At 63.4% G+C, this 24797-nt stretch carries 23 protein-coding genes; 16 read left to right on the forward strand and 7 right to left on the reverse strand.

Annotation, left to right across the window (positions count from 1 at the left end; genetic code table 11):
• The first annotated feature begins 17 nt into the window (after positions 1–17).
• Both FQ746_RS04110 and FQ746_RS04115 read left to right on the forward strand, forming a co-directional pair.
• Positions 18–1040 carry a sugar-transfer associated ATP-grasp domain-containing protein gene (locus FQ746_RS04110; protein ID WP_144107648.1) on the forward strand — a complete coding sequence of 341 codons (1023 nt, stop codon included), beginning with the start codon at positions 18–20 and terminating at the stop codon, positions 1038–1040.
• Positions 1041–1130: 90 nt separating this feature from the next.
• Positions 1131–1445 (forward strand): hypothetical protein, encoded by a 315-nt coding sequence (locus FQ746_RS04115; RefSeq protein WP_144107649.1) that lies wholly within the window; start codon positions 1131–1133, stop codon positions 1443–1445.
• Between the two features lie 27 nt (positions 1446–1472).
• Here the strand turns inward: FQ746_RS04115 and FQ746_RS04120 are convergent, their stop codons facing one another.
• The gene (locus tag FQ746_RS04120) at positions 1473–2231 is read right to left on the reverse strand and encodes a TerC family protein (RefSeq protein ID WP_144107650.1); all 759 of its coding nucleotides are present in this window, start codon (positions 2229–2231) and stop codon (positions 1473–1475) included.
• Between the two features lie 134 nt (positions 2232–2365).
• On the opposite strand from FQ746_RS04120, the gene FQ746_RS04125 reads away from it, so the two are divergent.
• Positions 2366–3247, forward strand: coding sequence for a LysR family transcriptional regulator (locus tag FQ746_RS04125; RefSeq protein ID WP_144107772.1), 882 nt, complete (start codon positions 2366–2368; stop codon positions 3245–3247).
• On the opposite strand, the gene FQ746_RS04130 is transcribed toward FQ746_RS04125, so the two are convergent.
• A complete protein-coding gene (locus tag FQ746_RS04130) occupies positions 3205–3693 on the reverse strand; it encodes a TerB family tellurite resistance protein (protein WP_260853885.1) in 489 nt (162 codons plus the stop codon). The genes FQ746_RS04125 and FQ746_RS04130 overlap by 43 nt on opposite strands.
• A gap of 303 nt (positions 3694–3996) precedes the next feature.
• On the opposite strand from FQ746_RS04130, the gene FQ746_RS04135 reads away from it, so the two are divergent.
• The 3 genes from FQ746_RS04135 to FQ746_RS04145 all read left to right on the forward strand — a co-directional run bounded on the left by FQ746_RS04135 (position 3997) and on the right by FQ746_RS04145 (position 8149).
• On the forward strand, positions 3997–4494 hold the full coding sequence (locus tag FQ746_RS04135; RefSeq protein ID WP_144107651.1) for a lysozyme inhibitor LprI family protein: 498 nt from the start codon (positions 3997–3999) through the stop codon (positions 4492–4494).
• A gap of 216 nt (positions 4495–4710) precedes the next feature.
• Positions 4711–6708, forward strand: coding sequence for a putative bifunctional diguanylate cyclase/phosphodiesterase (locus FQ746_RS04140; RefSeq protein ID WP_144107652.1), 1998 nt, complete (start codon positions 4711–4713; stop codon positions 6706–6708).
• A 97-nt stretch (positions 6709–6805) separates the two neighbouring features.
• Positions 6806–8149 (forward strand): DNA-binding protein, encoded by a 1344-nt coding sequence (locus FQ746_RS04145; RefSeq protein ID WP_260853886.1) that lies wholly within the window; start codon positions 6806–6808, stop codon positions 8147–8149.
• 19 nt (positions 8150–8168) lie between these two features.
• Here the strand turns inward: FQ746_RS04145 and FQ746_RS04150 are convergent, their stop codons facing one another.
• Together FQ746_RS04150 and FQ746_RS04155 are read right to left on the reverse strand one after the other, a co-directional pair.
• Entirely contained in the window at positions 8169–9128 is a 960-nt protein-coding gene (locus FQ746_RS04150) for a zinc-binding alcohol dehydrogenase family protein (protein ID WP_144107654.1), read from the reverse strand.
• Positions 9129–9186: 58 nt separating this feature from the next.
• Positions 9187–9438: a hypothetical protein gene (locus tag FQ746_RS04155; RefSeq protein ID WP_144107655.1), complete on the reverse strand. Its 252-nt coding sequence runs from the start codon at positions 9436–9438 to the stop codon at positions 9187–9189.
• Between the two features lie 98 nt (positions 9439–9536).
• Between FQ746_RS04155 and FQ746_RS04160 the strand changes: the two genes are divergently transcribed.
• The 7 genes from FQ746_RS04160 (at position 9537) to FQ746_RS04190 (ending at position 18481) form a co-directional block, all read left to right on the forward strand.
• A complete protein-coding gene (locus FQ746_RS04160) occupies positions 9537–10316 on the forward strand; it encodes an AraC family transcriptional regulator (RefSeq protein WP_144107656.1) in 780 nt (259 codons plus the stop codon).
• 75 nt (positions 10317–10391) lie between these two features.
• Positions 10392–11249, forward strand: a complete 858-nt coding sequence (gene yghU / locus FQ746_RS04165) for a glutathione-dependent disulfide-bond oxidoreductase (protein WP_144107657.1) — start codon at positions 10392–10394, stop codon at positions 11247–11249.
• An 80-nt stretch (positions 11250–11329) separates the two neighbouring features.
• Positions 11330–12256 carry a LysR family transcriptional regulator gene (locus FQ746_RS04170; RefSeq protein WP_260853887.1) on the forward strand — a complete coding sequence of 309 codons (927 nt, stop codon included), beginning with the start codon at positions 11330–11332 and terminating at the stop codon, positions 12254–12256.
• A gap of 112 nt (positions 12257–12368) precedes the next feature.
• Positions 12369–14021, forward strand: a complete 1653-nt coding sequence (locus FQ746_RS04175; protein WP_144107658.1) for an MFS transporter — start codon at positions 12369–12371, stop codon at positions 14019–14021.
• A 30-nt stretch (positions 14022–14051) separates the two neighbouring features.
• On the forward strand, positions 14052–15125 hold the full coding sequence (locus tag FQ746_RS04180; protein WP_144107659.1) for an HlyD family secretion protein: 1074 nt from the start codon (positions 14052–14054) through the stop codon (positions 15123–15125).
• 5 nt (positions 15126–15130) lie between these two features.
• Entirely contained in the window at positions 15131–16591 is a 1461-nt protein-coding gene (locus tag FQ746_RS04185) for an efflux transporter outer membrane subunit (RefSeq protein WP_222105848.1), read from the forward strand.
• Between the two features lie 72 nt (positions 16592–16663).
• Positions 16664–18481 carry an ABC transporter ATP-binding protein gene (locus FQ746_RS04190; RefSeq protein ID WP_144107661.1) on the forward strand — a complete coding sequence of 606 codons (1818 nt, stop codon included), beginning with the start codon at positions 16664–16666 and terminating at the stop codon, positions 18479–18481.
• A 45-nt stretch (positions 18482–18526) separates the two neighbouring features.
• On the opposite strand, the gene FQ746_RS04195 is transcribed toward FQ746_RS04190, so the two are convergent.
• The 3 genes from FQ746_RS04195 to FQ746_RS04205 all read right to left on the reverse strand — a co-directional run bounded on the left by FQ746_RS04195 (position 18527) and on the right by FQ746_RS04205 (position 21675).
• Entirely contained in the window at positions 18527–19378 is an 852-nt protein-coding gene (locus FQ746_RS04195) for a carbohydrate ABC transporter permease (RefSeq protein WP_144107662.1), read from the reverse strand.
• Positions 19375–20265: a carbohydrate ABC transporter permease gene (locus FQ746_RS04200; RefSeq protein ID WP_144107663.1), complete on the reverse strand. Its 891-nt coding sequence runs from the start codon at positions 20263–20265 to the stop codon at positions 19375–19377. The genes FQ746_RS04195 and FQ746_RS04200 overlap by 4 nt, the downstream gene beginning before the upstream one ends.
• A gap of 177 nt (positions 20266–20442) precedes the next feature.
• Positions 20443–21675 carry an ABC transporter substrate-binding protein gene (locus FQ746_RS04205; protein ID WP_144107664.1) on the reverse strand — a complete coding sequence of 411 codons (1233 nt, stop codon included), beginning with the start codon at positions 21673–21675 and terminating at the stop codon, positions 20443–20445.
• A 258-nt stretch (positions 21676–21933) separates the two neighbouring features.
• Between FQ746_RS04205 and FQ746_RS04210 the strand changes: the two genes are divergently transcribed.
• The 3 genes from FQ746_RS04210 (at position 21934) to FQ746_RS04220 (ending at position 24783) form a co-directional block, all read left to right on the forward strand.
• On the forward strand, positions 21934–22707 hold the full coding sequence (locus FQ746_RS04210; RefSeq protein WP_144107665.1) for an SDR family oxidoreductase: 774 nt from the start codon (positions 21934–21936) through the stop codon (positions 22705–22707).
• A gap of 53 nt (positions 22708–22760) precedes the next feature.
• Complete coding sequence (locus FQ746_RS04215) at positions 22761–23837, forward strand: ABC transporter ATP-binding protein (RefSeq protein ID WP_144107666.1); 1077 nt, start codon at positions 22761–22763, stop codon at positions 23835–23837.
• Between the two features lie 73 nt (positions 23838–23910).
• Positions 23911–24783, forward strand: a complete 873-nt coding sequence (locus FQ746_RS04220; protein ID WP_144107667.1) for a MurR/RpiR family transcriptional regulator — start codon at positions 23911–23913, stop codon at positions 24781–24783.
• Positions 24784–24797 lie beyond the last annotated feature (14 nt).

The raw sequence follows: 24797 nt of genomic DNA on the forward strand, positions 1-24797 counted from the left end.
GTGTAGTAAGAAAGTCATTGAAAAAAGTGGCGCAGTACAGGTTTCATCTGGATCACGCCATGCAGGCAAACAGGATTCTTCGTTACCTGGAGAAGAATCAGGGGAAGCCCGCGCCGAGAAATATGAAGCTGGCGGAAAGCTACGCTCGTGACGTGCTGGGCGATGCGGTCTACGCGCCCTGGTTGCGCGTTTACACGGCGTTCACCGGCACTTTCAAGGAAGGCTGGATTCCCGATAACTACTACGGCAGCGTCGTGGTGCCGAGTATGAAGGGCGACTACGGGAAGCTATCCGAACTCAAGTCGATTGCGCGGATCATGTTCGAGGGCGACGGTTTTCCCGACGTCGCCTATTTTGCCAACGGACTGTTCTTTACGGATCGGAACGAGTTCATCCCCGAGTCGGAAGTGCGTCGGACGATCTTTCGTGCAACCGACAAAGTGGTCTTCAAGCTGGACGGATCGAAGCAGGGCAAAGGCGTTTTTATTTACGACTGGAGAAGCTTCGATGTCGGTGCGATCAAGTCGCTCGGCAACGGTGTGATCCAGAAGTTCGTGCGGCAGCATCCGGTGTTCGACGCGTTCGCTTCGACGTCGGTTGCGACCTTGCGACTGACGACTGCAGTCGACGACGCCGGCAAGATTTCGTTGCGCGCCGCGTTCCTGCGACTGGGCCGCGCGAACGAGACGCACGTACGCAGCGACAGCGAGGTGTGCGTGCCTGTCGATCCCGCGTCCGGCATGCTCGGACGCGACGGGTATCTGCACAACTGGAGCGCGGTACAGGCGCATCCGGATTCTGGTGTGCGCTTTGCCGGCGTCCAGGTGCCGGCATTCGAACAATGCGTCGAGACGGTGCTGGCGTTCCACCGGAATATCCCGTTCGTGCGCTGTGTCGGATGGGATCTGTCCGTCGATGCCAACGGCCAGGTGCAGATTCTGGAGTGGAACGGCGAGCACAACGACGTGAAGTTTAGCGAAGCAACGCAAGGTCCGTGTTTTTCGGATTTGAGGTGGGAACGGCTGAAGCCGGCTATCTGAAGCTCATTCAACATGCTGTATATCGCCATGCGCCGGCCGGCATCGAGAGCCGGACCGGCCGGCGATGCGAAATCTTTACGGAGACGGCACATGAGCGAACAGTTATGGTGCGTCCATATCGAAGGACTCGACGACTACATCGCTACCGATTCCGAAGGCTCGGCGCGTCAGGAGGCGGCGGTCATCAACGCCTACCTGGATAGCCACGGCCATGAACAGCGCACGGCCGCGACGCGTGCCGTCGTGATGACGTGGCCGTTCACGCCGGACGGCCACGCACGCTCGCTCGAAGAAGACTGGAGCGACGTTCAGCGCATGCCGCATCGGCAGGCTGCCGCGGACCGGCCGGAAAGCGTACTGGCCAATCTCGCGCGACGGATGAAGGAATTGATCCGCGCCGGTTGAGCCGCCCGAGGGCGGCCCCCGTCTTTGTTACTTCCGAACGCCGCTCTGGCGCTTCGATTTCGAACGGCGGGCCAGCATGTTCATCGCCTCGACAAAGGCCGAGAAGGCCATCGCCGCATAAATATAGGCTTTCGGCACATGCGAGCCGAAGCCTTCCGCGATCAGCGTCATACCTATCACTAGCAGGAAACTGAGCGCCAGCACGACGATAGTCGGATTGCGGTCGATGAAACCCGACAGCGGACGCGCCGCGAACAGCATGGCCATGACCGCGGCGATCACCGCGACGAACATGATCGGCATATGTTCCGTCATCCCCACCGCGGTGATGATGCTGTCCACCGAAAATACGATATCGAGCACCAGGATCTGACCGATCGCGGCCCACGCGGTCAACTGCACGACGCCGCTCGCTACGCCCGCGCTTTCACTCTCGCTCGAGTGCGCGACGTGGTGATGCATTTCGCGGGTGGCCTTCCACACGAGAAACAGACCGCCGCCCAGCAGGATCAGGTCGCGCCATGAAAATGCGTGACCGGATAACGTGATGGCGGGCTGCGTCAATTGCGCGATCCACGCGACGGTGCCGAGCAAGCCGAGACGCAACACGAGCGCGAGCAGAATGCCGAGGCGCTGGGTGCGCGCGCGTTGCGCTTGCGGCAGTTTGTTGCTCAGGATCGAGATGAAGATAAGGTTGTCGATGCCGAGCACGATTTCCATGACCACGAGGGTCAGCAGCGCGGCCCAGGCGGCGGGATCGGTAACGAGGGCGAGTAGATAGTCCATAGGGCTCTGGGTCGGAAAGGGCGTAACGGCATGGGAATACGACTTGGCAACCCGGCAATCATGACCGTTTTCCGGGTTTTGAAAAATCGGTCTTAATCTGATCGACGTTTCGTTTTTTTCGATATGTCGTGAACGTGTTGAACTATCGTCATCTGTATTATTTCTGGATTGTCGTGAAAGAGGGCGGCTTTGCGCGTGCGGCCGAACGTCTCGACATGGCGGTTCAAACTATCAGCGCGCAGGTGCGCGAGCTGGAAAAGTCGATCGGGCGCCAATTGCTGAAGCCGGCCGGCCGCGGCGTCACGATGACCGACGCGGGGGAGGCGGCATTCGGCCGCGCGGAGCAGATTTTTCATCTCGGCGAAGCCCTGCTCGACGAACTCCGCGAAGTCGGCGCCCAACCGGCGGCACGGCTGGCGGTCGGGCTCTCGGACGGCATCTCCAAACTCGCCGCGCACGCACTTCTTGCGCCCGTGCTCGGCACGGCCTCGTTGCGGCTGCTCTGTCATGAAGGCGAGCCGGCGCAACTGCTGTCGGAGTTGGCATTGCATCGGCTCGATCTGGTGCTCGCGTGTCAGCCCGCACCGCACAATACCGATTTGCGCGTGATGAGCCAGCGGCTCGTCGGCTCGCCGGTCGACTGGTACGGGCCGACCGAACTCGTGCGCAAAGCCGCGCGCGCTCAATTCCCACACTGTCTGGCGGAGATTCCGGTACTGCTGCCGACCGGGCATGGCGCATTGCGCGCACGGCTCGACCGCTGGTTCGACGCGGCGGGCATCCGGCCGCGCATCGTCGGCGAATTCGAGGACAGCGCGCTGATGGCGGTCTTTGCCGCGCGCGGTCTCGGCGTATTTCCGCTAGCGGAACTGGGCGCCGAAGACCTCACGTTGTTGCGCGGCTTACGCTGGCTCGGCCGTGCCGAGGGCGTAATCGAGGAGATTCACGCGATCCGCTCGCGCCGCGGCCAGCATCACGGTCTCGCCACCCAGGTGGTGGATGCCGCGCGGTCCTGAACCCGCAGCGCGCGCTGCGCGTTGCGATGCCGGGCAGGGTTGGCCGTGGGCGCGACGACCGTGCCGGGTCCCCACGCCGCGAGCAGCGCAGCGAGCAAGGCGATCTCACCGTCCGCGAGATAGTCGTCGGCGACCGTCACGGCCACACACAGGCGAATGATCTTGCGCCGCAAGCCCGCATCGTCGATTTCTTCCATCAACGTGGCCAGCATGGCCGCGTCGCCGTGTTCGTCCATCGGCCCGAGCGGGGCCTGAGCGACCGAACGATCCTCGCACAACGTCTGCACGATCTGCGCGAACTGCGCCGGCGCGAGATTCAGTTCGCGCGCGATGTCGAGTTTTTCGAGCGCCCGCTCTTCGGAACTGCAGACGTGTCCATCGCACGTCAGCGCCAGCGCGACGATACGTGCGGCTGCTTCAGGGCTATTGCGTGGGTAGGTGCGCATGATCGGCTTTCCTTCGCGGACTGATCCGCAGTCGTGGGTAACGAAGCCAGTGTGCGCAAAGCGGCGCTTCGGATATACCGGTTAAACCGGGAATGAAACATCGGAAAAACCGAACCTGACCAAGCGAAACGCACGACCGTTCGGCGCGCGGGCGTCTTGCACAGGCCTGCTGAAGGCGCCAGGAAATAACTGGTAATTACTTTTGAATCACGCCGCTTTCTCACGGGATCGCGCAACTGGCTTCGCACCTAATCTGGGCCGGGTGCAGTTGCTTCCCTGAAATTCTTCAAATCGAGGTCCGGTATGTTCACCTTCAACATCGCTATCTCCCGTACTCTCCGACGCGTCGCGAAGCCGTCTGCGCTGCTGTCTTTCTGCTTGCTGGCAACGGGCGCTTCGTTCGCCGTCGACGCATCCGCGGCCAGTTTCAAATGCGGCGCGAAGTCGTCGGCGTCGGAAAAGATCGTGTGCAAAGACCCGCAACTGTCGGCGCTGGACGACCGTCTGGCCGCCTCCTGGCAGCGCGCGAAGGAAACCACGCTCGACCCGGTGGCGCTCGACGCCGCGCGCACCCAGCAATGGTTGTGGCGGCAACATAACTGCACGGACGAAGCGTGCGTGAAAAGCTGGTACGACCGCCGTATCGCCGAACTGGACGCCGACTACGATCAGGCGAAGGACGCGCGACACGCGGCGTTCGAGGCGTCGCTGAGCGCGCAGAAGCTGGCGCCCTCTGCGGAAGACGCCGTTCGGAAGATGAAGAGCGCGACCGTTGCGAACGCCGCGACTGCCAGCATGTAAGTTTCAGGCGGCATCGCCCGTCATGCCGCCCAACTGTTCGATCCAGCAGAGCACGACCCGGCTAACGCAGGCCGGGCATGCCTTTGCGCTGGTGCAACCTCGCATTAGCCGGTTACTCGCCGTTTACGTAATAATCGGGCCAGGCTCGATTATCGAGCCGTTTAGGGCCCTTCAGGCTGCGGTTCCGGCAGGTTAACCGTTAAAAATGCGTAGGTCATGGCTTTCAGCGAACCAAGGTCTCCGTTTTTCAGTTGGGTCGTGGCTTCCGCTCAAACGCTGAGCGCGGACAACCGGCAGATTCTGCTGGCCAATCTGTTCACGCGCACGGGCTCGATCATTTTCGCGTCCGTCTGCGAGATCAGCGTTTGCGTTACCGCTTTCTCCCTTCATCCTCGACCTCTTTACGCTGCCTGGATCGGCGCCGTCGTCGCATTGCTGATCGTGCGACTGTCGCTCATCGGGCTGTGCTGTTATCGCAGCGCTCGCGGCCTGGTCACGCCGACCTCCGCGTTTCTATTTGCCAGCCTGCTGTGGGCCGCCCTGTTCGGGGTCGGCAGTCTGCTCTGCAATATCAGCGGCGATGCGACGCTCTTCCTGCTCGGCAACGTCTGTGCGGTCGGTGTGATAGGCGGGCTGGCCGGGCGCAACGCCGGCACGCCGCGCCTCGTGGTGTTGCAGATGGCTTTCATTCTCGGACTGCTGGGGCTGGGCGCGGCGTTATCGCCGGGTTCGGGCAAACTGGTGCTGCTCTTTCAGGCGCCATTTTGCGCAGCCGGCTTCATGGCAGTCGCGCTGCGCAGCAATCGCGACACGGTGGCGCTCCTGCTGGCTCGCGAGAACAGCCATCGTCTGGCTCATGAGGACAGCCTCACCGGACTCGCCAATCGCGCGAGTATCAGCGAACTGCTGGCGGCTCGCACGAAACACAGCAGCGCCCGCAGCGATTTCCCCAGCGATTCCGACAAACCCCGCGCATTTGCCGTGCTGCTGATCGATCTCGACGGCTTCAAGGCGATCAACGACAGTCTCGGCCACGCGGCGGGCGACCAGATTCTGCAGGAAGCCGCGATGCGCCTGCAGGACGTGCTGCCTGGCGGCGATGTGGTCGGCCGGCTGGCGGGCGACGAATTCGTCGCCATTTGCGATTGTGCGGGGCAGGGACACGATATTCCGCTCCTGGCCGAACGCATCGTCAAGGCACTCGCCAGCCCGTTCGCCCTCGCCGAGGCGCGCGTGCATATCGGCGGCAGCGTGGGCGTCGCGTTTTATCCGGAGCATGCCGCGGCCGGCCCGCAGTTGCTGATCTGCGCCGACCGGGCGTTGTACGCCGTCAAGCGCAGCGGCAAAAGTGCGTTCGCGTTGTACGACCCGGTTCGGCACGCATCCGACGAAAATCTCAGTTTGCTGCGCAGCGATCTCGAAGACGCATTGCAGTCGCACTGCGGGCTGCACATGGTCTATCAGCCGATCGTCGACCTCGGCAGCGGCGCTACCGTCGGGCGTGAGGCACTGATCCGCTGGACTCATCCGACTCGCGGCGACCTGTCTCCTGCCGCTTTTATCCCGATTGCCGAACGGACCGGTGTGATTCTCGCGCTCGGCGAATGGGTGCTCGTGCAAGCCTGCGAGGAAGCCGCGGGCTGGCAGGATCGCGTGGTGGTGGCGGTCAACGTGTCGCCGGTGCAACTGCGCGAGGAGTCGTTTGCTTCGAGCGTCGCGGCCATTCTGCAGCGCACGCAGCTCGCGCCCGCGCGGCTGAATATCGAAGTGACGGAGACGGTACTGCTCAGCGACGAAGTCGTGACCCGGCGCAACGTCGCGCGTTTGCGCGCGTTGGGCGTGGGCCTCGTGCTCGACGATTTCGGCACCGGCTTTTCGACCATGTCGACGCTCGTGCGCTTCCAGTTCGACAAGCTGAAAATCGACGGCTCGTTCGTCAAGGAATCCGCGCACCGGCACGAATCCGCGGCCGTGGTGCGAGGCATCGTGGCGCTGGCGCGCGAGATCGGCATGCCGACTACCGCCGAAGGCGTCGAGACGCAGGAGCAACTCGATTTCGTGCGCGCCTGCGGTTGTACCTACGCGCAGGGCTATCTGCTCGGCAAACCGGTGCGCGCCGAGGTCATGTCCAGGTCGGCCGCGCCGCGTTCGGTGAGCGTGGCGCAAGCGCCTGCTTTTACCAGTACCCAAGGCGGAGCGGCGGCTCTGTCGTGAAGCTCGCCGAGCTTCGCCGAATGAATTAGCCTGTCGGGGGTTTATGATTCTCGCCAGACTCGAGGAGTGTGAAGCGCTTATGTCGATGGAAGCAGACATGAATATGGATGAACGCGTCGCCGCAACCGCGGACCGATATGTCGAAACAGGCCGCCCGGTCACCCCGCTGACGCTGTGGGACGACATGCCGGACGGTTCGATAGTGGAGATCGCAGCAGCGTTGCAGCGCTGGCGTGACGCACGCCAGCCTCTTGCGGCGCACGTGCAGATTCAGGCCGGCCTGCCGCAAGACATGGCGGATTCGATGATGAACGCCGCCGAACGTCTCTGGATGGCCGCACAGAGCGAGGCCGACCAGGCCGCGAGCCGGCGTGCGAGCGAGTTGCAGCAGCAGATCGGCGAAGCCCGGGCGGAGCGCGACGAAGCGCTGACCCGTTATCAGGCGAGCGTGCAGGACCTGGCCCGCGAACGCGAGCAACAGCTCGCGGCAGCGACCCGATTGAGCGCTGCGGAAGATGCCTCCGCGCGTTTGGGTGCTGAATTGGCCGACGCGCATGCGCGCGCCGAAGCGGCGGAGGCCCGCGAGGTGCAACTTGCGCAACAGGCGCAAGAAGCCGCCGCAGCCGCCGAAGCCCGCGAAGCGCAACACGCGCAAGAAGCCGCCGCAGCCGCCGAAGCCCGCGAAGCGCAACACGCGCAAGAGGCCGCTGCAGCCGCCGCCACCTTGGAGCAAACACACGCGGCACTAAACGACGAACGCCAGGCACGCGAAGCCCTGACCCAGACGCTCGCCGACAAGAACGACGAATTGGCCCGGCTCACGCAGCAGGTTCACGAGCTGCAGCAAACGGCGAACGAACTGGCAACCGCGCGCGCCCACGCCGACACGTTGAGCGAAGCAAATGCCGCGGCACTTGCCGGTTCCGAAGAGGCCGCGCAGAACGCCGCCGCCGCGAACGAACGGGCGGCGAGCGCCGAGCAGCGCATCGTCACGCTGGAGCAACAGCTGGCCGACCTCGAACAGGTGCGCGCGCAGGAAGCGCAGCATCACCATCAACTGGCATTGCAGGCGGGTGAGGCCGCGAAGGCTGAAGCGCAGTCCGAGTTGCAACGGCAACTCTCCGCGCAGACGAAGGCGCATGAAAAGGCCTTCGGCGAATTGCGCTCGGTGGCCGAACAGTGGGTCGAGCACGCAAAAGAACTGAAGACGCGGCTCGGTTCAGCCAGCGAGAAGCTGCTTTACGTCGATTCGCGCAGTGCCGGCGAAGTGGCGCTGGTGCGCCGGCTCGCCGCCGAACTCGAGCGCTTCAAGCCGGACCATGAACTGCTGTCGCGCGACACGCAGCAACAACTGGTTTCCACGACCATGGCCGACAGGCTCGCGCAAAAAGGCTATCGCTACGACCCGGCCACGGCGGTCATGTCGAAGATCGAACCGTGAAGCGCGGCGGCGGTGTGTCTTAACATTCCGGTACGAACACCGTGCGGCGCGCGCTATCGGCGCTGTCCCAATGCGCGCCGATAGCTGCAAGCGGGACGGCTGCCGTGTCGATCCGAAAGCCTGCGACGACGGTCGCCTCGAAGACTTGCTGCATGGTGTGCAATGCACGCGGCAGCGAGATGCTGCCGATCCCACTGCCCAGCAACGTGACCGGCGCCGAGCGCAGTACCGCGGCCGGCAGCGCAATCTCGGCACCGCTGATCGCGCCGATCTGAACGAAGCGCACCGGCCGGTCTTCGGCCGTGGCGCGCGCCGCGGCGATCAATAAGGAGCGTGCGCTGCTGCCCCAGAGATAATCCAGCACCACGTCCACGCCTGCAGCGAATTGCGCTTCGGCCGCGTGGCTCAATGCGTGATCGTCGTCGGTGAGCAGAATCGCGACATCGGCGCCGGCTTCTTCCAGCGATACCAGGGCTGCCTGGTTGCGCCCCGTGACGATGATTTGCCCAGCGCCCAGATGCTTCGCGATCTGCACCGCGAGCCGTCCCGAGGTGCCGGTCGCGCCGTTGATCATCACGGTCTCGCCGGCGACGAATCGGGCCCGCTGGATCAGCGCGGCCCACGACGACATGCCGGGAATCGCGATAGCGGCAGCGCCGACTTCATCGATCGCGGCGGGCAAGGTCACGCAGTTCGCTTCGGGCACGAGACAGGTTTGCGCCATCGCGCCGAACGGTGCACGCGGCCAGAAGAAATAGACTCGCGTGCCGTCCTCGGTGCGCCCGGTGCCATCGACGCCCGCGACGAACGGAAACGCATGAGTCGACGAATAATGCGAGCCTGCCGCCTTGGAGCGCGTGACATGGCTCAGCGCGCTGGCCGTGACTTCGATCAGACGATGCCCTTCCAGGGCGCTCGGGCGATCGAAGTCGGTATACACGGGCCGTTCGCCGGCCGTGGTGACAACTGCAGCTTTCATGTTGCTCGATCCTGTAAACGTGAGTGAGAGCCTCGTGGCGTCTCGTGCGGCGCTCAGGTCAACGACCCTCGACCCATTCGCGCAACGCATCGTCGCGAATCGCCAGCACGTCGAACAGGCCGATCGCGCGCAGCGCCGGCAACGCGGCGGCGATGTCCGCCATCGCCGCGGTCCGTCCTGCTTCGCTCGCTTGCGGGTCGTTCCACAGCCGCGCATTGAAAAGAAACGCAGCGACGGTACCCTTGCGGACCGTCGTGCCGTCGATCTCGATCTGATTCACGTGGTCGGGTAAAAACTGTTCGGCTCGCATGGCATGGCGCCTTCGGTGTTGTGTGTGTGAAAGCGAGTATAGGTAGGCTATGTCGACCCGACTCCGGTATAAGAGTCATTCGATACCGAATTCAAGCCATGACGACACCCCTGATTCGCCCCGATCTCGTGACCTCCCCGGAAGGTCCTTTTCTCGCCGCGGCCGAGCTGACGCAAAACGAAGCGCGCGCCACGCCGTCGCACGGTCACGCGCGCGGTCAGTTGATGGGCGCGTTGAGCGGACTCGTTTCAGTCGGGCTCGACAAACACCAGTGGGTGGTGCCGGCCATTCACGCAATCTGGATTCCACCGCACTACGTGCATTCGGTGCGATCGCATGGGCCGTTCTCGGGGTGGAGCGTGTTCATCACCGAAGCCCGTTGCGAAGATCTGCCGCGCGAGCCGCGTGCGATCAAAACGACGCCCTTGTTGCGCGAAGCCGTACGACGCGCGGCGAGCTGGCCGGGCAGCGCGCTCGATCAGACGCAGAACCGGATTGCCGAAGTCATCGTCGATGAGATCGCGGCGTCGAACGCGGCATCGCTCGGCTTACCGGCGCCCGAGGACGCGCGTCTCGTGCGGATCGCCGACAGTCTCGTCGGCAACCTCGCGGATAACCGCAGTCTGGACGAGTGGGCGCATTGGGCCGGCCTCGCGCCGCGCACCTTGAGCCGGCGTTTCGTCGCGGAAACCGGCATGACGTTTGCCCGATGGCGGCAACAGGCGCGGCTGCTGCGCGCACTCGAACTGATCGCGGATAGCGTGCCCGTCACGACCATCGCGCTCGAACTCGGCTACGACAACGTGAGTGCGTTCATCGACATGTTTCGTCGCAGCCTGGGGACGACGCCAGGGCGGTATCTCGCAGCCGGCGGTTGATCGCGCGGCCGCCTGTGCTCGAAGCAGAAATGGATCGGTCGTGCTACGTTCTGTCCACTAAAGGAGCGATATCCCATGAGTGAAGACACCAAAGCGTATGAACCGTCCCGCGTCTGGACGCCGCCGGCTCAATCCGGCGGACGGTTTGCCAACATCAACCGGCCCGTCGCGGGGCCGACGCATGAAAAAGAACTGCCGGTCGGCGAGCATCCTCTCCAGCTTTATTCGCTGGCCACGCCGAACGGTGTGAAGGTCACCGTGATGCTCGAAGAACTGCTCGCGCTCGGCGCGACGGGTGCCGAATACGACGCGTGGCTGATCCGCATCAACGAAGGCGATCAGTTCGGGAGCGGCTTCGTCGGCGCCAATCCGAACTCGAAGATTCCCGCGCTGGTCGATCGCAGCGGGCCGAAGCCGGTGCGCGTTTTCGAGTCGGGTTCCATCCTGCTGTATCTCGCCGAAAAATTCGGCGCGCTGCTGTCGACCGATCCGGCCGGACGCGCCGAAACGTTGAACTGGCTGTTCTGGCAGATGGGTTCGGCGCCTTATGTCGGCGGTGGCTTCGGGCATTTCTATGCTTACGCGCCCGAGAAGTACGAATATGCGATCGACCGTTTCACGATGGAGACCAAGCGTCAGCTCGATGTGCTGAATCGTTTGCTGGCAGAGCGCCCCTATATCGCGGGCGAGCAGTACTCGATTGCCGACATCGCGATCTGGCCATGGTATGGCGGCCTCGTGCAGGGCGTCATGTACGGAGCGGCCGAATTCCTCTCGGTGCAGGATTACGTGCACGTGGTCCGTTGGGCCGAGACGATCGCAGCGCGACCCGCGGTCAAACGCGGACGCCTCGTCAACCGCGTGTGGGGCGAAGAGGGCGAGCAACTGGCCGAGCGTCATCACGCGTCCGATCTGGACAAACTGGTGAAGTAACGCCTGACGGAGTCTGCCGCTTCAGTTGCAGACCGGCTTGCGCAATTACGTGCAGATAATCCGATCCTGCCGCAAACTGCATGGCTTCGACGCCACCCTTGTCCGCCATGCAGTTACCCGACCTCAATCTCCTCATTGCTCTGGATGCGCTGCTCGAAGAGGGCTCCGTCGTCGGCGCCGCGCAGCGCATGCATTTGAGTGCGCCTGCAATGAGCCGCACGCTTGCACGCATTCGCGACACGCTCGGCGATCCGGTGCTCGTGAAAATCGGCCGGCGGATGGTGCCCACGCCGCGCGCGCTATTACTGCGCGACCAGGTTCGCGACTCCGTTGCCGGTGCGGTGCGGCTGCTGCAACCCGAGCGCGAAGTCGATCTGGCGACGCTGGAGCGCCACTTCGACGTACACGCTAACGACACGTTCACCGGCTCGTTCGGCGCCGCGCTGCTCGAACGGGTGCGTCGCGAGGCGCCGCGCTGCGTGCTGCGTTTCCAGCCGGAAAGCGACACCGAAGCGCATGTCGTGCTCGAAGGCAAGACCGACCTCTATATCAGCGCGATGCGGCCGATGGGCCCCGACGTGCATGTGCAACAGCTCTTCACCACGACCTTCGTGGGCCTGGCTCGCGACGATCACCCGATCTTCGACGACGAAATTACGCCGCAGCGCTTCGCCTCTTACGACCATGTCAGCGTGTCGCGCCGCGGACGCACGGCCGGTCCGATCGACGTCGCGCTGCAAGCACTGGGTTTGCAGCGCACGGTGTCGCTGGTGGTGCCGTCCTTTCATTCCGGCGTGTTCGCGCTCGGCTCGTCCAGCATGATCGTTTCGCTGCCGGAGCACGTGGCGGCCGCCGCGGAGCAACTTGGTATTCGCGTGCGCTCCTTCGCGATTCCGATTCCGCTCGAGACCATCGTCGTGATTCAGGCGTGGCATCCGCGCTGGCAGAGCGACCCCGCGCATCGCTGGCTGCGGCGCGCGGTGCGTGAGGTGTGCGGGGCGCACTGACGCTCTCTATTCGAGGCGTGCGTTGAACGCACGCCTCGATTGCCAACATTGCAATTTTCGGATCGGTAGCGACTTCGTAGACTGGCTCCATTCAAGTTCTGGAGCCGGCATCATGCTTTCCTTGCAAGCGGCGCAAGCAGATGCTGTGGCCGCTTCGGTCACGACATCCGTACCCGCCCCGACGGCAACTGCCGCTCCCTCTCCCACTTCCGCATTCAACGCCCGCGTCATCGTCGGCTTATTGGGCGTACTGATCGCGGTGGTCATTGCCCAACTCAACGACCACGTAACGGATGTCGCCATGTCCGATATTCGCGGCGCGATGGGGATCAGCTACGACCACGGCTCGTGGTTATCCACGGCCTATCAGGCCACCCAGGTCGCGGCCATGCTGTTCGCACCGTGGTGCTCGGCGACGTTTTCGCTGCGGCGCTTCACCATCGGCGCGGTGACGATGTTCGCGCTGCTCGGCTGCATATTCCCGTTCGTGTCGGGCTTCGGCGCGCTCGTCACGTTGCGCGCATTGCAGGGCCTCGCGGGCGGTTGTCTGCCGCCGATGCTGATGACCGTCGCCCTGCGCTTCCTTCCGCCCGGCATCAAGCTTTATGGTCTCGCCGCCTATGCATTGACGGCGACCTTCGCGCCCAATCTCGGCACGCCGCTGGCGGCGTTGTGGACCGAATACGTCGGCTGGCATTTCCTGTTCTGGCAGATCGTGCCGCTCGCATTGTTGTCCATCGGCATGATCGCGTGGGGCGTGCCGCAAGATCCGTTGCGACTCGAACGATTCCGCCAGTTCGACTGGCTCGGCGTGCTGCTCGGCTTCCCTGCTATCTGCATGCTGGTCATCGCGCTCGGGCAGGGCACGCGGGCCGGCTGGACCGACGCGCCGTGGATCGTTGCCCTGTTCGTCGGCGGCGGCGTGAGCCTGGTGCTGTTTCTCGTCAACGAGTGGTTCCAGCCGCTGCCGTTCCTGAAGATGCAATTGCTCGCGCGCCGCAATCTTACGCATGCATTGATCACCCTCGGCGGCGTGCTGCTGATCCTGGTGGCCGTGCCGGGCGTGCCCGCCGCTTATCTCGCCGAAGTGCGCGGCTATCGGCCGCTGCAGATCGCGCCACTCGCGCTGTTCGTCGCGCTGCCGCAACTGATCGCGTTGCCGGCGGTAGCCGCGCTGTGCAATCTGCGGCGCGTCGACTGCCGCTGGGTGCTGGCGACCGGCCTCGCGCTCATCGCGTTGTCGTGCTTCGCCGGCAGCTTCGTCACCTCCGAATGGATTCGCGACAACTTCTACGTGCTGCAGATCATGCAGATCGTCGCGCAGCCGATGGCGGTGATTCCCTTGCTGATGCTTGCGACCAACGGCATGGGTCCGCCTGAAGGACCGTTCGCGTCGGCGTGGTTCAACTCGATCAAGGGACTGGCCGCGGTGGTTGGGGTAAGCGTCACCGAAGGGTTGACGACAATGCGCGAACACCTCCATTCGGCCGTGCTGATCGACCAGCTCGGCAATCGTCCGCAAGCCTTCGCGATCACGCAGCAGGCATGGGCCGCGCGTTTGCATCTCGATGGGCATGCAGTGCTGGCGCTCATCGACCAGCGGATTCGCGAGCAGGCATTGGTACTCGCTTCGGCGGATGTATTTCGCGTGATGGCGGTGCTGGCCGTCGCGCTCATCCTGTTGATTCCCATCATTCCCACGCGTGTGTATCCGCCGCGTGCGGGCGCTACACCGCCGCCTGCGAAGCCCGCCGGCAAACCGTAAAGCACTCAATCCGATCACAAGGTTCAAATCATGTCCGAGTCGAAACCGAACAAAAAAAAGTTTCTCATCGGCACGCTCGCCGTCGTGCTGATCGCCCTTTGCGTCACCGCTGCCTATGCCGTGCTCGACACCGATGGACAGAGTACCGACGATGCTTTCGTCAGCGCCGATTTCACGGTAGTAGCGCCGCGTGTTGCCGGGCAGATCGCGAGTCTCGCGGTCGACGATAACGAGCTCGTCCACAAAGGCCAGTTGCTCGCGCGTATCGACGACCGCGACTACGCGGCGGCGGTCGCGTCGGCCCAGGCCAATGTCGCCGTCGCGCAGGCCAGTATCGACAACGCGTCGGCCAGCATCGTCCAGCAGCAGTCGCTGATCGACCAGGCCGCGGCGGCACTCGCGGCCGCGCATGCCAGCTACGTGTTCGCCGGCGCCGACGACAAGCGTTACGCCGATCTCGCCCAACACGGCGCGGGCAGTCTGCAGAACGCACAGCAGGCCCGCTCGCGAACCGACACCGCGTTAGCCGAGGTCTCGCGCAACGAAGCCGGACTCAAGGCCGCGAAGCAACAGGTCGTCGTGTTGACCGCGCAACGGACTCGCGCCGAGGCGACGTTGCAGCAGGCGCAGGCCGCGCTCGATACGGCACGTCTGAATCTGTCGTGGACGCAGATCGTCGCGCCCATCGACGGAGTCGTGGGGCAGCGCGCGGTGCGCGTCGGCGCGTACGTCACGCCCGGCACGCCGATGCTCGCGGTGGTGCCGCTGCAGCAGGCCTACGTGGTCGCGAATTTCCAGGAGACGCAGTTGACTCACGTGCGTCCCGGCCAGACCGCCGAGATTCGTGTCGATACGTTTCCGGGGCGCGTATGGCGTGGCGTCGTGCAGAGCGTGGCGCCTGCGACCGGTGTCAGCTTCGCGGCGATCGCGCCGGACAACGCGACCGGCAACTTCACGAAGGTCGTGCAACGCATTCCCGTGAAGATCGTGCTGCGCGCCGGACAGGCTTCGCTCGAGACCTTGCGCGTGGGCATGTCGGTCGACGCAACGATTCGCACCGGCGGCGCGCAGGCCGCGACCCGCAGCGAGGTCGCCGCGCGATGAACTCGATGACATCACGAATGGCATCCATCGCCTGTGTGTGCGCGCTTGCGGCGTGTGCGGTCGGACCGGATTTTCAGAAGCCGGTGGCCAGGTTGCCGGACCGTTGGCAGACGGGTTCGATCGCGTCGGCGGGCATCGGTGAAGTGGCCTCGAAAACCGTGGACGGCGTGCTCGATCCGCAATGGTGGAGCACGTTCAACGACGCGGAACTGTCGTCGCTGATCGAGCGAGTTGCCGCCGCGAGTCTCGATGTGAAGGCGGCGACCGCCAGGCTGATGCAGGCACGCGCGACGCGACGCGTGATCGGTGCCGATGCCGAGCCGTCGGTCAACGGGACGGCGTCGTATCAGCACGCGCGTTCGAGTCAGAACGGCGTGCTCGACATCTCCGGACTCGACGGCAAGCACGACTACAACGTGTGGCAACCCGGCCTCGACGCAACGTGGGAACTCGATCTGTGGGGACGTGTGCGGCGAGCAACCGAGTCCGCCGACGCGACCGTCGAAGCGAGCGCGGATTTACGTCGCGAAGTTCTGCTGGCGGCACTCGTCGAAACCGCGAGCGACTACATGCAGTTGCGCGGCGTGCAATTGCAGCAGCGGATCGTCGAGCAGAATCTCGGCATCGCGCGGCATAGCCTCGAATTGACCCGCATCCGTTTCGCGGATGGTGTCGCGACGCGCCTCGAAATGGCCGAAGCGTCCGCGCAGGTGAGCACGATCGAAGCGCAGCTGCCGCTGCTCGACAACCAGCGCGTGCGTCTGGTCAACGCGCTGAGTCTGTTGATGGCCGCGCCGCCTCACACGCTCGAAGCCGAGTTGCGCGAAGCCGCGGCGATTCCGTCGCTACCGGCGCGCGTGCCGACGGGTCTGCCATCGGAACTGGCGGAACGTCGACCGGACATCCGGGCGGCCGAAGCACGTTTGCATGCGGCGACCGCAAGCATCGGCGTGGCGCAGGCGGATTTCTATCCGCGCGTTACGCTGTCGGCCGATCTCAGTCTGCAGGCGTTGCACTTCGGCGACCTCGACAACTGGAGCTCGCGGATGTTCGGTGTCGGCCCGGCGCTGAACGTGCCTTTATTCGAGGGCGGCCGATTGAAAGGGCAACTGGCGTTGCGAGAGGCCCAGCAGCAGGAAGCGGCCATCGGCTTCCAGCGGACGGTGTTGAACGCGTGGCATGAAGTGGATAACGCAATGAGCGATTACCAGGCGCGGCAGGTTCACCATGACCGCCTGGCCGATGCCGTCGAACAGAACCGCATCACGCTCGACAATGCGCAGCGTCAGTATGTTGCGGGCGCAACCGACTTTCTGAATGTACTTACCGTGCAGAAAGATCTGCTGGGCACGCAGCAGGCGCTGGCTGCGAGTTCGACGGAAGTCGCGGTGTCGCTGGTGCAACTGTTCAAGGCGCTGGGCGGGGGATGGCAGATTGGCTTTCCGGACGAACGGGCAGGCGGCTGACAGCAGCAGCGCTGTGTGAGTGTGGCGGTGTATGCTTTGGCCGACCTCGATCTCTGCTGCTTCGCACCGTGTATGCCTAAGCGTTTCATTCGCCTTCTTTCTTTCGCCGACAAGACCCGGCGCGCATTCGGACTGGTCTGGAGTACCTCGCGATGGCTGTTCGTCGGACTGGTCGCGGCCACCATCGTGTCCGGTGCGTTACCGGCTTTGGCGGCCTGGCTCGGGCAACGTATCGTCGACGCGGTGGTGGCGGCGATGAATCAGCATGCAGCGGGCGCGGGTTGGGCCGCGCACTGGCCGGTGCTGCGCTATCTCGTGATGGAAGCGGGCGTGCTCGCCGCACTCGCGGGATGCCAGCGCGCGTTGTCGCTGCAACAATCGCTGCTCCGCGCGCGGCTCGGACAGAAGGTGAATCTCCTGATTCTGGAGAAAGCGCAGAAGCTGTCGCTGCTGCAATTCGAGGACTCCGAGTTTTACGACCGGCTGGTGCGGGTGCGCCGCGAAGCGTCGAGCCGGCCGCTCGGGCTGATTACGAAGTCGCTCGGACTGATTCAGAACCTGATTTCATTCGGCAGCTTCGCATTTCTGCTGGTGCGTTTTTCTCCTTGGGCGCTGCTGATTCTCGTACTCGGCGCACTGCCGGGATTTATCGCAGAGGCACGGTTCTCCGGTAACGCATTCCGCCTGTTCAGCCGAAGAACGCCCGAAAGCCGTCAGCAGAGCTATATCGAAACGCTGCTGTCTCATGAAGCGAACATCAAGGAGGTCAAGCTATTCGGCTTCGGGCCGTTGCTGCTGCAACGTTATCGCACGATGTTCGACCGTCTGTATGCGGAGGACCGCGAACTCACCTTGCGTCGCGACGGATGGGGATTTCTGCTGGGCCTGCTCGGCACCGCGGCCTTCTATTTTGCGTACACCTGGGTCGTGCTCGAGACCATCGACGGCCAGATGACGCTCGGCCATATGACCATGTATCTGGTGCTGTTCAAGCAGGGGCAAAGCGTGGTCAGTAATAGTCTGGCGTCGATTAGCGGCTTGTACGAGGACGGCCTTTATCTCACCGATCTCTATGACTATCTCGGTCAACCGGAGCCGGTAAGTCTGGGTACGTCGACGCGTGGAGCGTTGCCCGGCGATGGCTTGAGGTTCGAGAACGTGAGTTTCCGCTATCCGGGTACCGCACAAGCCGCGGTTCAGAACATCAGCTTTTATCTGGCGCCGGGTCGCAGCCTCGGTCTGGTCGGCGAAAACGGCTCGGGCAAGACGACGCTCATTAAATTGCTCACGCGTCTCTACTCGCCGTCCGAAGGCAGGATTCTGCTCGACGGGACCGATCTGCAAGAATGGCAGGAAGACGCATTGCGACAGCGCATCGGCGTGATCTTTCAGGACTTCATCCGCTATCAGATGCAGGTGGGCGAGAACCTCGGCGTCGGCGATATCGATTCTTTCGCGGATGAAACGCGCTGGCGCGAAGCGGCCGGTCAGGGCATGGCCGCGGAATTCATCGACAGTCTCGAGCAAGGGTACGCGACGCAGTTAGGACGCTGGTTCGCGGGCGGCCGGGAATTGTCCGGCGGACAGTGGCAGAAGATCGCACTCTCGCGCGCCTATATGCGACGCGATGCCGATATCCTCATTCTCGACGAACCGACCGCGGCGCTCGATGCCGCCGCGGAAGCCGCCGTGTTCGACCAGTTTCGCGAGCGCGCCGCGGGGCGCATGTCGTTGCTAATCTCGCACCGGCTTTCCAGCGTGCGCAACGCGGACCATATCGTCGTGCTCGATCACGGAGAAATGCTCGAACAGGGAACGCATGCGGAATTGATGGCGCAGGGTGGCCGCTATTCGACTTTGTTCGGACTTCAGGCGAGCGGGTATATCTGATCCGATGCCCGATGCGAACTTACCGGAGTACGCTGCGACTGCCGCCTATTTCACCGCCCCCAACGCCAGCCCCTTCACCAGAAACCGCTGCAGCCACGCGAACACCACCGACACCGGCAAGGTCGCGCACAGCGTCGCGGCCATCACCAGATGCCATTCGACGACGTATTTACCGGCCACCATATCCGTGACCTGCACGGTCAGCGTCTTGTTCTCCGGCGAGCGGATCAACGTGTAGACCACCGCGAATTCGTTCCACGCATTGATGAACGTGAAGATAGCCGTGACGACGATGGCCGGAACGGCCAGCGGCAGAAACACCTTGAACACCGCGCGCGTGCGTCCGCAGCCTTCGAGCCAGGCCGCTTCTTCCAGATCGCGCGGGACGGTCTGAAAATACGAGGACAGCATCCACACCGCAAAAGCGATGTTGAACGCCGCGTACGACACGATCACGCCGATTTTGGAGTCGACCAGGTTGCCATCGCCGTAAGGGATCATCGCGGCAAGGCGGAACAGGCCGACCACCAGCAGGATGGGCGACAACATCTGCGTGACCAGCAGAAACTGCCGGTACAGGCCACGGCCGCGAAACGGGAATCGCGCCAGCGCATAAGCGGCCGGCAGACTCACCGCGAGCGCGAGTGCCGTGGAAAGCAGGCTGATGACCGTGCTATTGCGCAGCGCCACGCCGAAGTTCGCCGCGACCCACATGTCCGCGAAATTCTGCCACTGCCAGTGCACCGGCAGCCAGCGCGCCGGGTAGACGAAGATTTCGGAAGCCGGCTTCAACGCGGTGAACAACATCACCGCGAACGGAAACAGCACGACCACGACGAGCGGCGACAACGCCAGCCAGCACCATAAGCTGCGCTTCATTTTCACACTGACGCTCACGACGACTCTCCTTCTTTCGCAGGCTGCAGACGCAGATAGGCGATCGAGAAAACGAACAGCATGACGAGCATGATCAGCGACACCGCGGCGGCCTCGCCGGGTCGTCCGAGCCGGAAACCGAGTTCGTACAGATACGTGACGAGAATATGCGTGCCGTTGTCCGGCCCGCCTTGCGTCATCACCCAGATAATCGGAAACGAGTTGAACACGTAGATCACGTTCAACAGAATCGTCATGTTGATGAACGGCCGCAGCAACGGCAACGTCAGCTTGCGGAACTGCTGCCATGCGCTCGCGCCGTCCATGCGCGCGGCCTCGTAGATATCGCCGGGTACCGAGGACAATCCGCCCAGCAGAATCGTCACGGTAAACGGTATCGACACCAGAATGCCCACCGCGATTTCCACGATGAACGCCAGCGACGGCGTCGCCAGCCAGTGAATCGGACCGCCTATCAGTCCAAGCCGCTGCAAGGTGACGTTGACCATCCCGTAGTCGTCGTTGAAGGCCCAGCGCCAGACCACCGCGGTCATGGTCAGAGAGACGGACCACGGCAGCATGACGATGGTGCGTGCGACGCCGCGGCCGTAGAAGTCCTGATTCAGAACGAGCGCGACCGGCACGGAGATCAGCACGGTGCCGCCCACCACGCACACGGTCCACACGATCGTGCGGCGCGCGACCTCGACGAAAACCGGGTCGCTGAATACCGTGACGAAATTCTGGATGCCGGTGAAATCGCGTATCGCGCCGAAGCGCGACACCTCGTGCAGCGACTGCCACACGATGTTGAAAATCGGATAGCTGATGATGAACAGCGCGAGAATCAGACTCGGCGCGATCAGCAGCCACGGCGCTTGCAGGCGCGATGAAAGGGGACGGCTCATGCGTGCTCGATCGTGAGACGCATGCGCGTTGGGTTGCGCAGGCGCCGGAATGGGCCGGAAAATACGAGGTAAAACCCGTTCGGGGCAAGCGCGCGCCACCTCGCAATCAGGTGGCGCGCGCTTCGTCGTGACATCGTCAGGTCGGTATTGGCGCGCGGCAAACGCGCCGCGTGCCGTTCAATGCCCCAGCGACTTGTTCGCCTGCGTGGCCGCTGCGTTCAACGCGTCGGCCGGCTTGGCCTTGCCCAGGTAGATCGACTGCATCGCATCGGTGACGGCCTTCGCGGTGTCTTCCCAGCCCGTCACGGTCGGTGCGAAATGCGCGGTCGGCAGTAACGCGACGAACGCCTTGGTGTCCGGATCGGCGAATGCCGGGTCCGTCGCTTCGGCCTTCGTGGTCGGCAGGAAACCCTCCGTCTTCGTGAACTCGACGCGCGGATCCTTCGTGAACAGGTAGTCGAGGAACTTGAATGCCGAGGCCTTCGCCTTGGAGTTCTTGAACATCACGATGGAGTCGGTCACCGCGTAAGTGGCGTGCGTGGTGCCCATCGGAATCGGATCGATACCGTATTTCAGGTTCGGCGCTTCCTTCTTGATCTGTTTGGCGAGGAACGGCGCGGAGATCATCATCGCGACGCGGCCCTGTTTGAAGAGGTTCTGCACGTCTTCGCGGCTATAGCCGGTCACGCCCGGTTGCGTCAGCCCCTGGTCGATCATCGACTTGTAAAGCGTGGCCGCCTTGATGCCGGCCGCCGAATTGAATGCGGCCTTGCCGTCCTTGCCGACGACGTCGCCGCCATTGGTCCATAGCGCGTAGTAATAGTAGACGTCGGTTTCGATTTCCTTACCCTGCAAGCCGAAACCGGCGACACCTTGCGCCTTCAGTTTCTTCGACGCTTCGATCACGTCGTTCCAGGTTTTCGGGCCGTCCGGATAACCGACCTTCGCGAGCAGATCCTTGTTGTAATACAGCGCGCGAGCCGACGCGGCGATCGGCAAGCCATACACCTTGCCGTTGATTTCGCCCGGCGCGAGGAACGGGCCGATGAAGCGTCCCTTGAAGCTCGCGTCCATGTAGCCGTCGAGCGGTTCGGCCACGTCGTCTTTCACGAAGTCGAGCAGCCAGCGCGTGCCGACAATCGCCAGGTCGGCATTCGCATTACCGGAGATGTCCGTTTGCAGCTTCTGTTGCAAGGTGTCCCAGTTCACGTCTTCGATCTTGATGGTCGTGCCGGGATTGGCCTTTTCGAAGTTGCGGGCCATCTTTTCGAAGTACGGGGCGGTGGCGTCGCTGTAATGCGCGACGGTGACTCGCACCGTGTCGGCATGAGCCGCGACGGCGAGGCCGGCCAGCGTGAGCGCCACGGTCATTTTGCCGAGCGCGAGGGAAGCACGGGCATGCAACGACATATCTCTCTCCTGGGGTGTCTGCTGCCGTCGCCGGCCGCGTGGTTAAATTGTTTGAAAAAATCCTACATGACGAAAAATCGCTTGTCACGTAGGGTCTGCCATATTTCTTCTCTACCGCGTTTATGCATAAGATGCCTTAAAACAAGGGCTATTGTGCGGACGAAAATAACGTGAACCCAATCTTTGGGATGCCGCAACAAATCCCACATGCCAGGTTATGTAGGAAACTTACACAATGATAATGCCGGGAGAACGGATATGACCCGTGTCGTGCTGGTGACCGGAGCCTGCGGCGGAATTGGCCGCGTGTTGTGCGAGCGCTTCGTTGCGAACGGCGACACGGTGCTTGCACTGGATATCGACGCGGGCGCGTTGAGCGACCTCGTGTCGCGCCTGGGTGAGCCGCACGTCACGCCCATCGCGGTCGATCTCGGCGATGCCGCTGCGGTGCAGCAGGCCGTGTCCGACGCCGTACGAATTCGTGGTCCTGTCGACGTGCTAGTGGCCAACGCGGGCGCGGCCGAAGGACTGACGCTTGCGAAGACCGACGCCGCCAGCTGGCAGCGTGACATTCATCTGAATCTGAACGGCACGTATCACACGGTCGAAGCCGTGCGTGCTTCGATGATCGAGCGGCAACGAGGCACGCTCGTGCTGATCGGTTCGGTCAACGGCCTGGCCGCGCTCGGTCATCCCGCGTATAGCGCGGCAAAGGCGGGACTCATCAGCTACACGAAATCGCTCGCGGTCGAACTCGGGCGCTATGGCATTCGCGCCAACATCGTTTGCCCCGGCACGGTGAAGACCCAGGCGTGGCAGGCGCGCGTCGACAAGAATCCGCAAGTCTTCGAAGATCTGAAAAAGTGGTACCCGTTGCGCGATTTCGCAACGCCGGACGATATTGCCGACGCAGTGCTGTTTCTCGCGTCGCCAATGGCACGCGTCATTACCGGCGTGGCGTTGCCGGTGGATGGCGGTCTGATGGCCGGCAACCGTCCGATGGCGGAAGAACTGACGCTCGAATCGCTTTGAAGCCTGGACGTTTTTAAAGCCTTGAACCCACGCAGCACGATGACGAGGACAGCATGGCAGCAGTGCAACTGAACGGCATCTTCAAACGGTATGGCGACACGCAAGTCGTGCACGGCATCGACCTGAATATCGACGACGGCGAATTCGTCGTGCTGGTCGGCCCATCGGGTTGCGGCAAGAGCACGTTGATGCGCATGGTGGCCGGCCTCGAAGAGATCAGCGGCGGCGACCTGCTGATCGGCGGCACGCGTGCGAATACGCTCGCGCCCCAGCAGCGCAATGTCTCGATGGTGTTCCAGAGCTATGCGTTGTATCCGCATCTATCGGTGTACGAGAACATCGCGTTCGGGCCGCGCATCCGCAAGGAATCGACTGCGAGCTTCAAACCGCGCATCGAAGCCGCCGCGAAAATGCTGAACCTCGGCGGTTATCTGGACCGCTTGCCGCGCGCACTGTCGGGCGGTCAGCGGCAACGTGTCGCGATGGGACGCGCGGTCGTGCGCGAGCCGTCGCTGTTTCTGTTCGACGAGCCGCTGTCGAATCTCGACGCCAAACTGCGCGTGCAGATGCGCACGGAAATCAAGGCGCTCCATCAGCGCCTGAAGAACACGGTGATTTACGTCACGCACGATCAGATCGAAGCGATGACCATGGCCGACCGCATCGTCGTGATGAACGCGGGGCGCATCGAGCAGGCCGGGCGCCCGCTCGAGTTATACGACCGGCCGGCGAATCTGTTCGTCGCGAGTTTTCTCGGCTCGCCGTCGATGAATTTCGCCGAAGGCGTATTGACGGGCAGCGGCCAGGGCTTCGCGCTGACCTTGCAGGACGGCACCGCGATCGCACTGGAAAGTCTGCCGCCCACGGCCGTGGTGGGTGCGAAGGTGACGCTCGGCGTGCGTCCCGAACATATCGAAACCGTCGCGCCCAGCCCGGATGCGATGTTGCAGGTCGAAGTGGTCGAGCCGACCGGCGCCGAGACGCATCTGTACGGAAACATCGGCGGCAGTACGTGGTGCGTGACGACTCGTCAGCGTTCGAAGGTGCAACCCGGCGAGCGTGTCGCGTTGCGTTTTCCGCGCGAGCACCGGCATCTGTTCGATACGGAGAGTGGGCGCAGACTGGTCTGAATCGCGTCGTGCGCCGAGGTGAGTGGAGCAGGGCGCGACGACGCGGATCGATTCATCCCTTAAGGAACACCGGGTGTCCGCACCGAACTTGATTCCCCACATTCGCGAGGCGCTGGCCAATTTGCGGCCGGCCGAGCGGAAAGTCGCCGAGATGGTGCTGAGCGACGTCGACTTCGCGATGCGGGCGAGCATTACCGAACTCGCGCAGCGCGCGGACGTGTCCGAGCCGTCCGTCACGCGCTTTTGCCGGGCGATCGGCGCGCACGGACTGCGCGACTTCAAGGTGCAACTCGCGCAAAGCGTGGCAGGCGGCATGCCGTACGCGTCCACGGCGGTCGCGCGCGGTGACGATGTGCAGACCCTGATGGACAAGGTCGGCGAAGCGGCCGTGAACGGCATCACGCATGCGCGCGATGCGCTCGACCCGACGGTGGTCGAAAGTGCGATCGCGGCCTTGTCGGGGGCGCGACGCGTGTTCTTCTTCGGTGTCGGCTCCGGCTCGGGACTGGTCGCGCAAGACGCGGCGTTGCGGTTTTTGCGGCTCGATATCGCGGCGAGCGCGTTTACCGACGGGCATCTGCAGCGGCTGTATGCCGGTCTGCTGGAACCGGGCGACGTCGCTTTCGCGATTTCGCATTCGGGTCGCAGTGTCGAAGTGAACGAGAGCATCCAGATCGCCAAGGAGCGCGGCGCGACGACGATTGCGCTGACCAATGTCGGTTCGCGCCTCGCCTGGCTGGTCGATATTCCTTTGCTGCTGCGCGTGCCGAGTCCGATCGATCCGAATACGCCCGGCGTCTCGCGACTCGTGCATCTTTGCATCATGGACGCGCTCGCGATTGGCGTCGCATTGAAAGCGGGCCCGCGCACGCTGGAGAAAATGCGGCATGCGAAAGCGCGGCTCGCGTCGCATGAACCGGAAGCGGCCGGCGACGCAAAGGGCTGACGGCCTCGCCTGGC

Origin of the sequence: Paraburkholderia sp. BCC1886, assembly GCF_900996245.1 — a bacterium.
In the GTDB taxonomy this organism is placed as follows: Bacteria; Pseudomonadota; Gammaproteobacteria; order Burkholderiales; family Burkholderiaceae; genus Paraburkholderia.

Bases quoted from the DNA above. Each gene is read 5' to 3' on its own strand.
- FQ746_RS04115 (WP_144107649.1), top strand. From the start codon at position 1,131: ATGAGCGAACAGTTATGGTGCGTCCATATCGAAGGACTCGACGACTAC.
- FQ746_RS04120 (WP_144107650.1), bottom strand. From the start codon at position 2,231: ATGGACTATCTACTCGCCCTCGTTACCGATCCCGCCGCCTGGGCCGCG.
- FQ746_RS04130 (WP_260853885.1), bottom strand. From the start codon at position 3,693: ATGCGCACCTACCCACGCAATAGCCCTGAAGCAGCCGCACGTATCGTC.
- FQ746_RS04135 (WP_144107651.1), top strand. From the start codon at position 3,997: ATGTTCACCTTCAACATCGCTATCTCCCGTACTCTCCGACGCGTCGCG.
- FQ746_RS04140 (WP_144107652.1), top strand. From the start codon at position 4,711: ATGGCTTTCAGCGAACCAAGGTCTCCGTTTTTCAGTTGGGTCGTGGCT.
- FQ746_RS04145 (WP_260853886.1), top strand. From the start codon at position 6,806: ATGAATATGGATGAACGCGTCGCCGCAACCGCGGACCGATATGTCGAA.
- FQ746_RS04150 (WP_144107654.1), bottom strand. From the start codon at position 9,128: ATGAAAGCTGCAGTTGTCACCACGGCCGGCGAACGGCCCGTGTATACC.
- FQ746_RS04155 (WP_144107655.1), bottom strand. From the start codon at position 9,438: ATGCGAGCCGAACAGTTTTTACCCGACCACGTGAATCAGATCGAGATC.
- FQ746_RS04160 (WP_144107656.1), top strand. From the start codon at position 9,537: ATGACGACACCCCTGATTCGCCCCGATCTCGTGACCTCCCCGGAAGGT.
- yghU (WP_144107657.1), top strand. From the start codon at position 10,392: ATGAGTGAAGACACCAAAGCGTATGAACCGTCCCGCGTCTGGACGCCG.
- FQ746_RS04170 (WP_260853887.1), top strand. From the start codon at position 11,330: ATGGCTTCGACGCCACCCTTGTCCGCCATGCAGTTACCCGACCTCAAT.
- FQ746_RS04175 (WP_144107658.1), top strand. From the start codon at position 12,369: ATGCTTTCCTTGCAAGCGGCGCAAGCAGATGCTGTGGCCGCTTCGGTC.
- FQ746_RS04180 (WP_144107659.1), top strand. From the start codon at position 14,052: ATGTCCGAGTCGAAACCGAACAAAAAAAAGTTTCTCATCGGCACGCTC.
- FQ746_RS04185 (WP_222105848.1), top strand. From the start codon at position 15,131: ATGACATCACGAATGGCATCCATCGCCTGTGTGTGCGCGCTTGCGGCG.
- FQ746_RS04190 (WP_144107661.1), top strand. From the start codon at position 16,664: ATGCCTAAGCGTTTCATTCGCCTTCTTTCTTTCGCCGACAAGACCCGG.
- FQ746_RS04200 (WP_144107663.1), bottom strand. From the start codon at position 20,265: ATGAGCCGTCCCCTTTCATCGCGCCTGCAAGCGCCGTGGCTGCTGATC.
- FQ746_RS04205 (WP_144107664.1), bottom strand. From the start codon at position 21,675: ATGTCGTTGCATGCCCGTGCTTCCCTCGCGCTCGGCAAAATGACCGTG.
- FQ746_RS04210 (WP_144107665.1), top strand. From the start codon at position 21,934: ATGACCCGTGTCGTGCTGGTGACCGGAGCCTGCGGCGGAATTGGCCGC.
- FQ746_RS04215 (WP_144107666.1), top strand. From the start codon at position 22,761: ATGGCAGCAGTGCAACTGAACGGCATCTTCAAACGGTATGGCGACACG.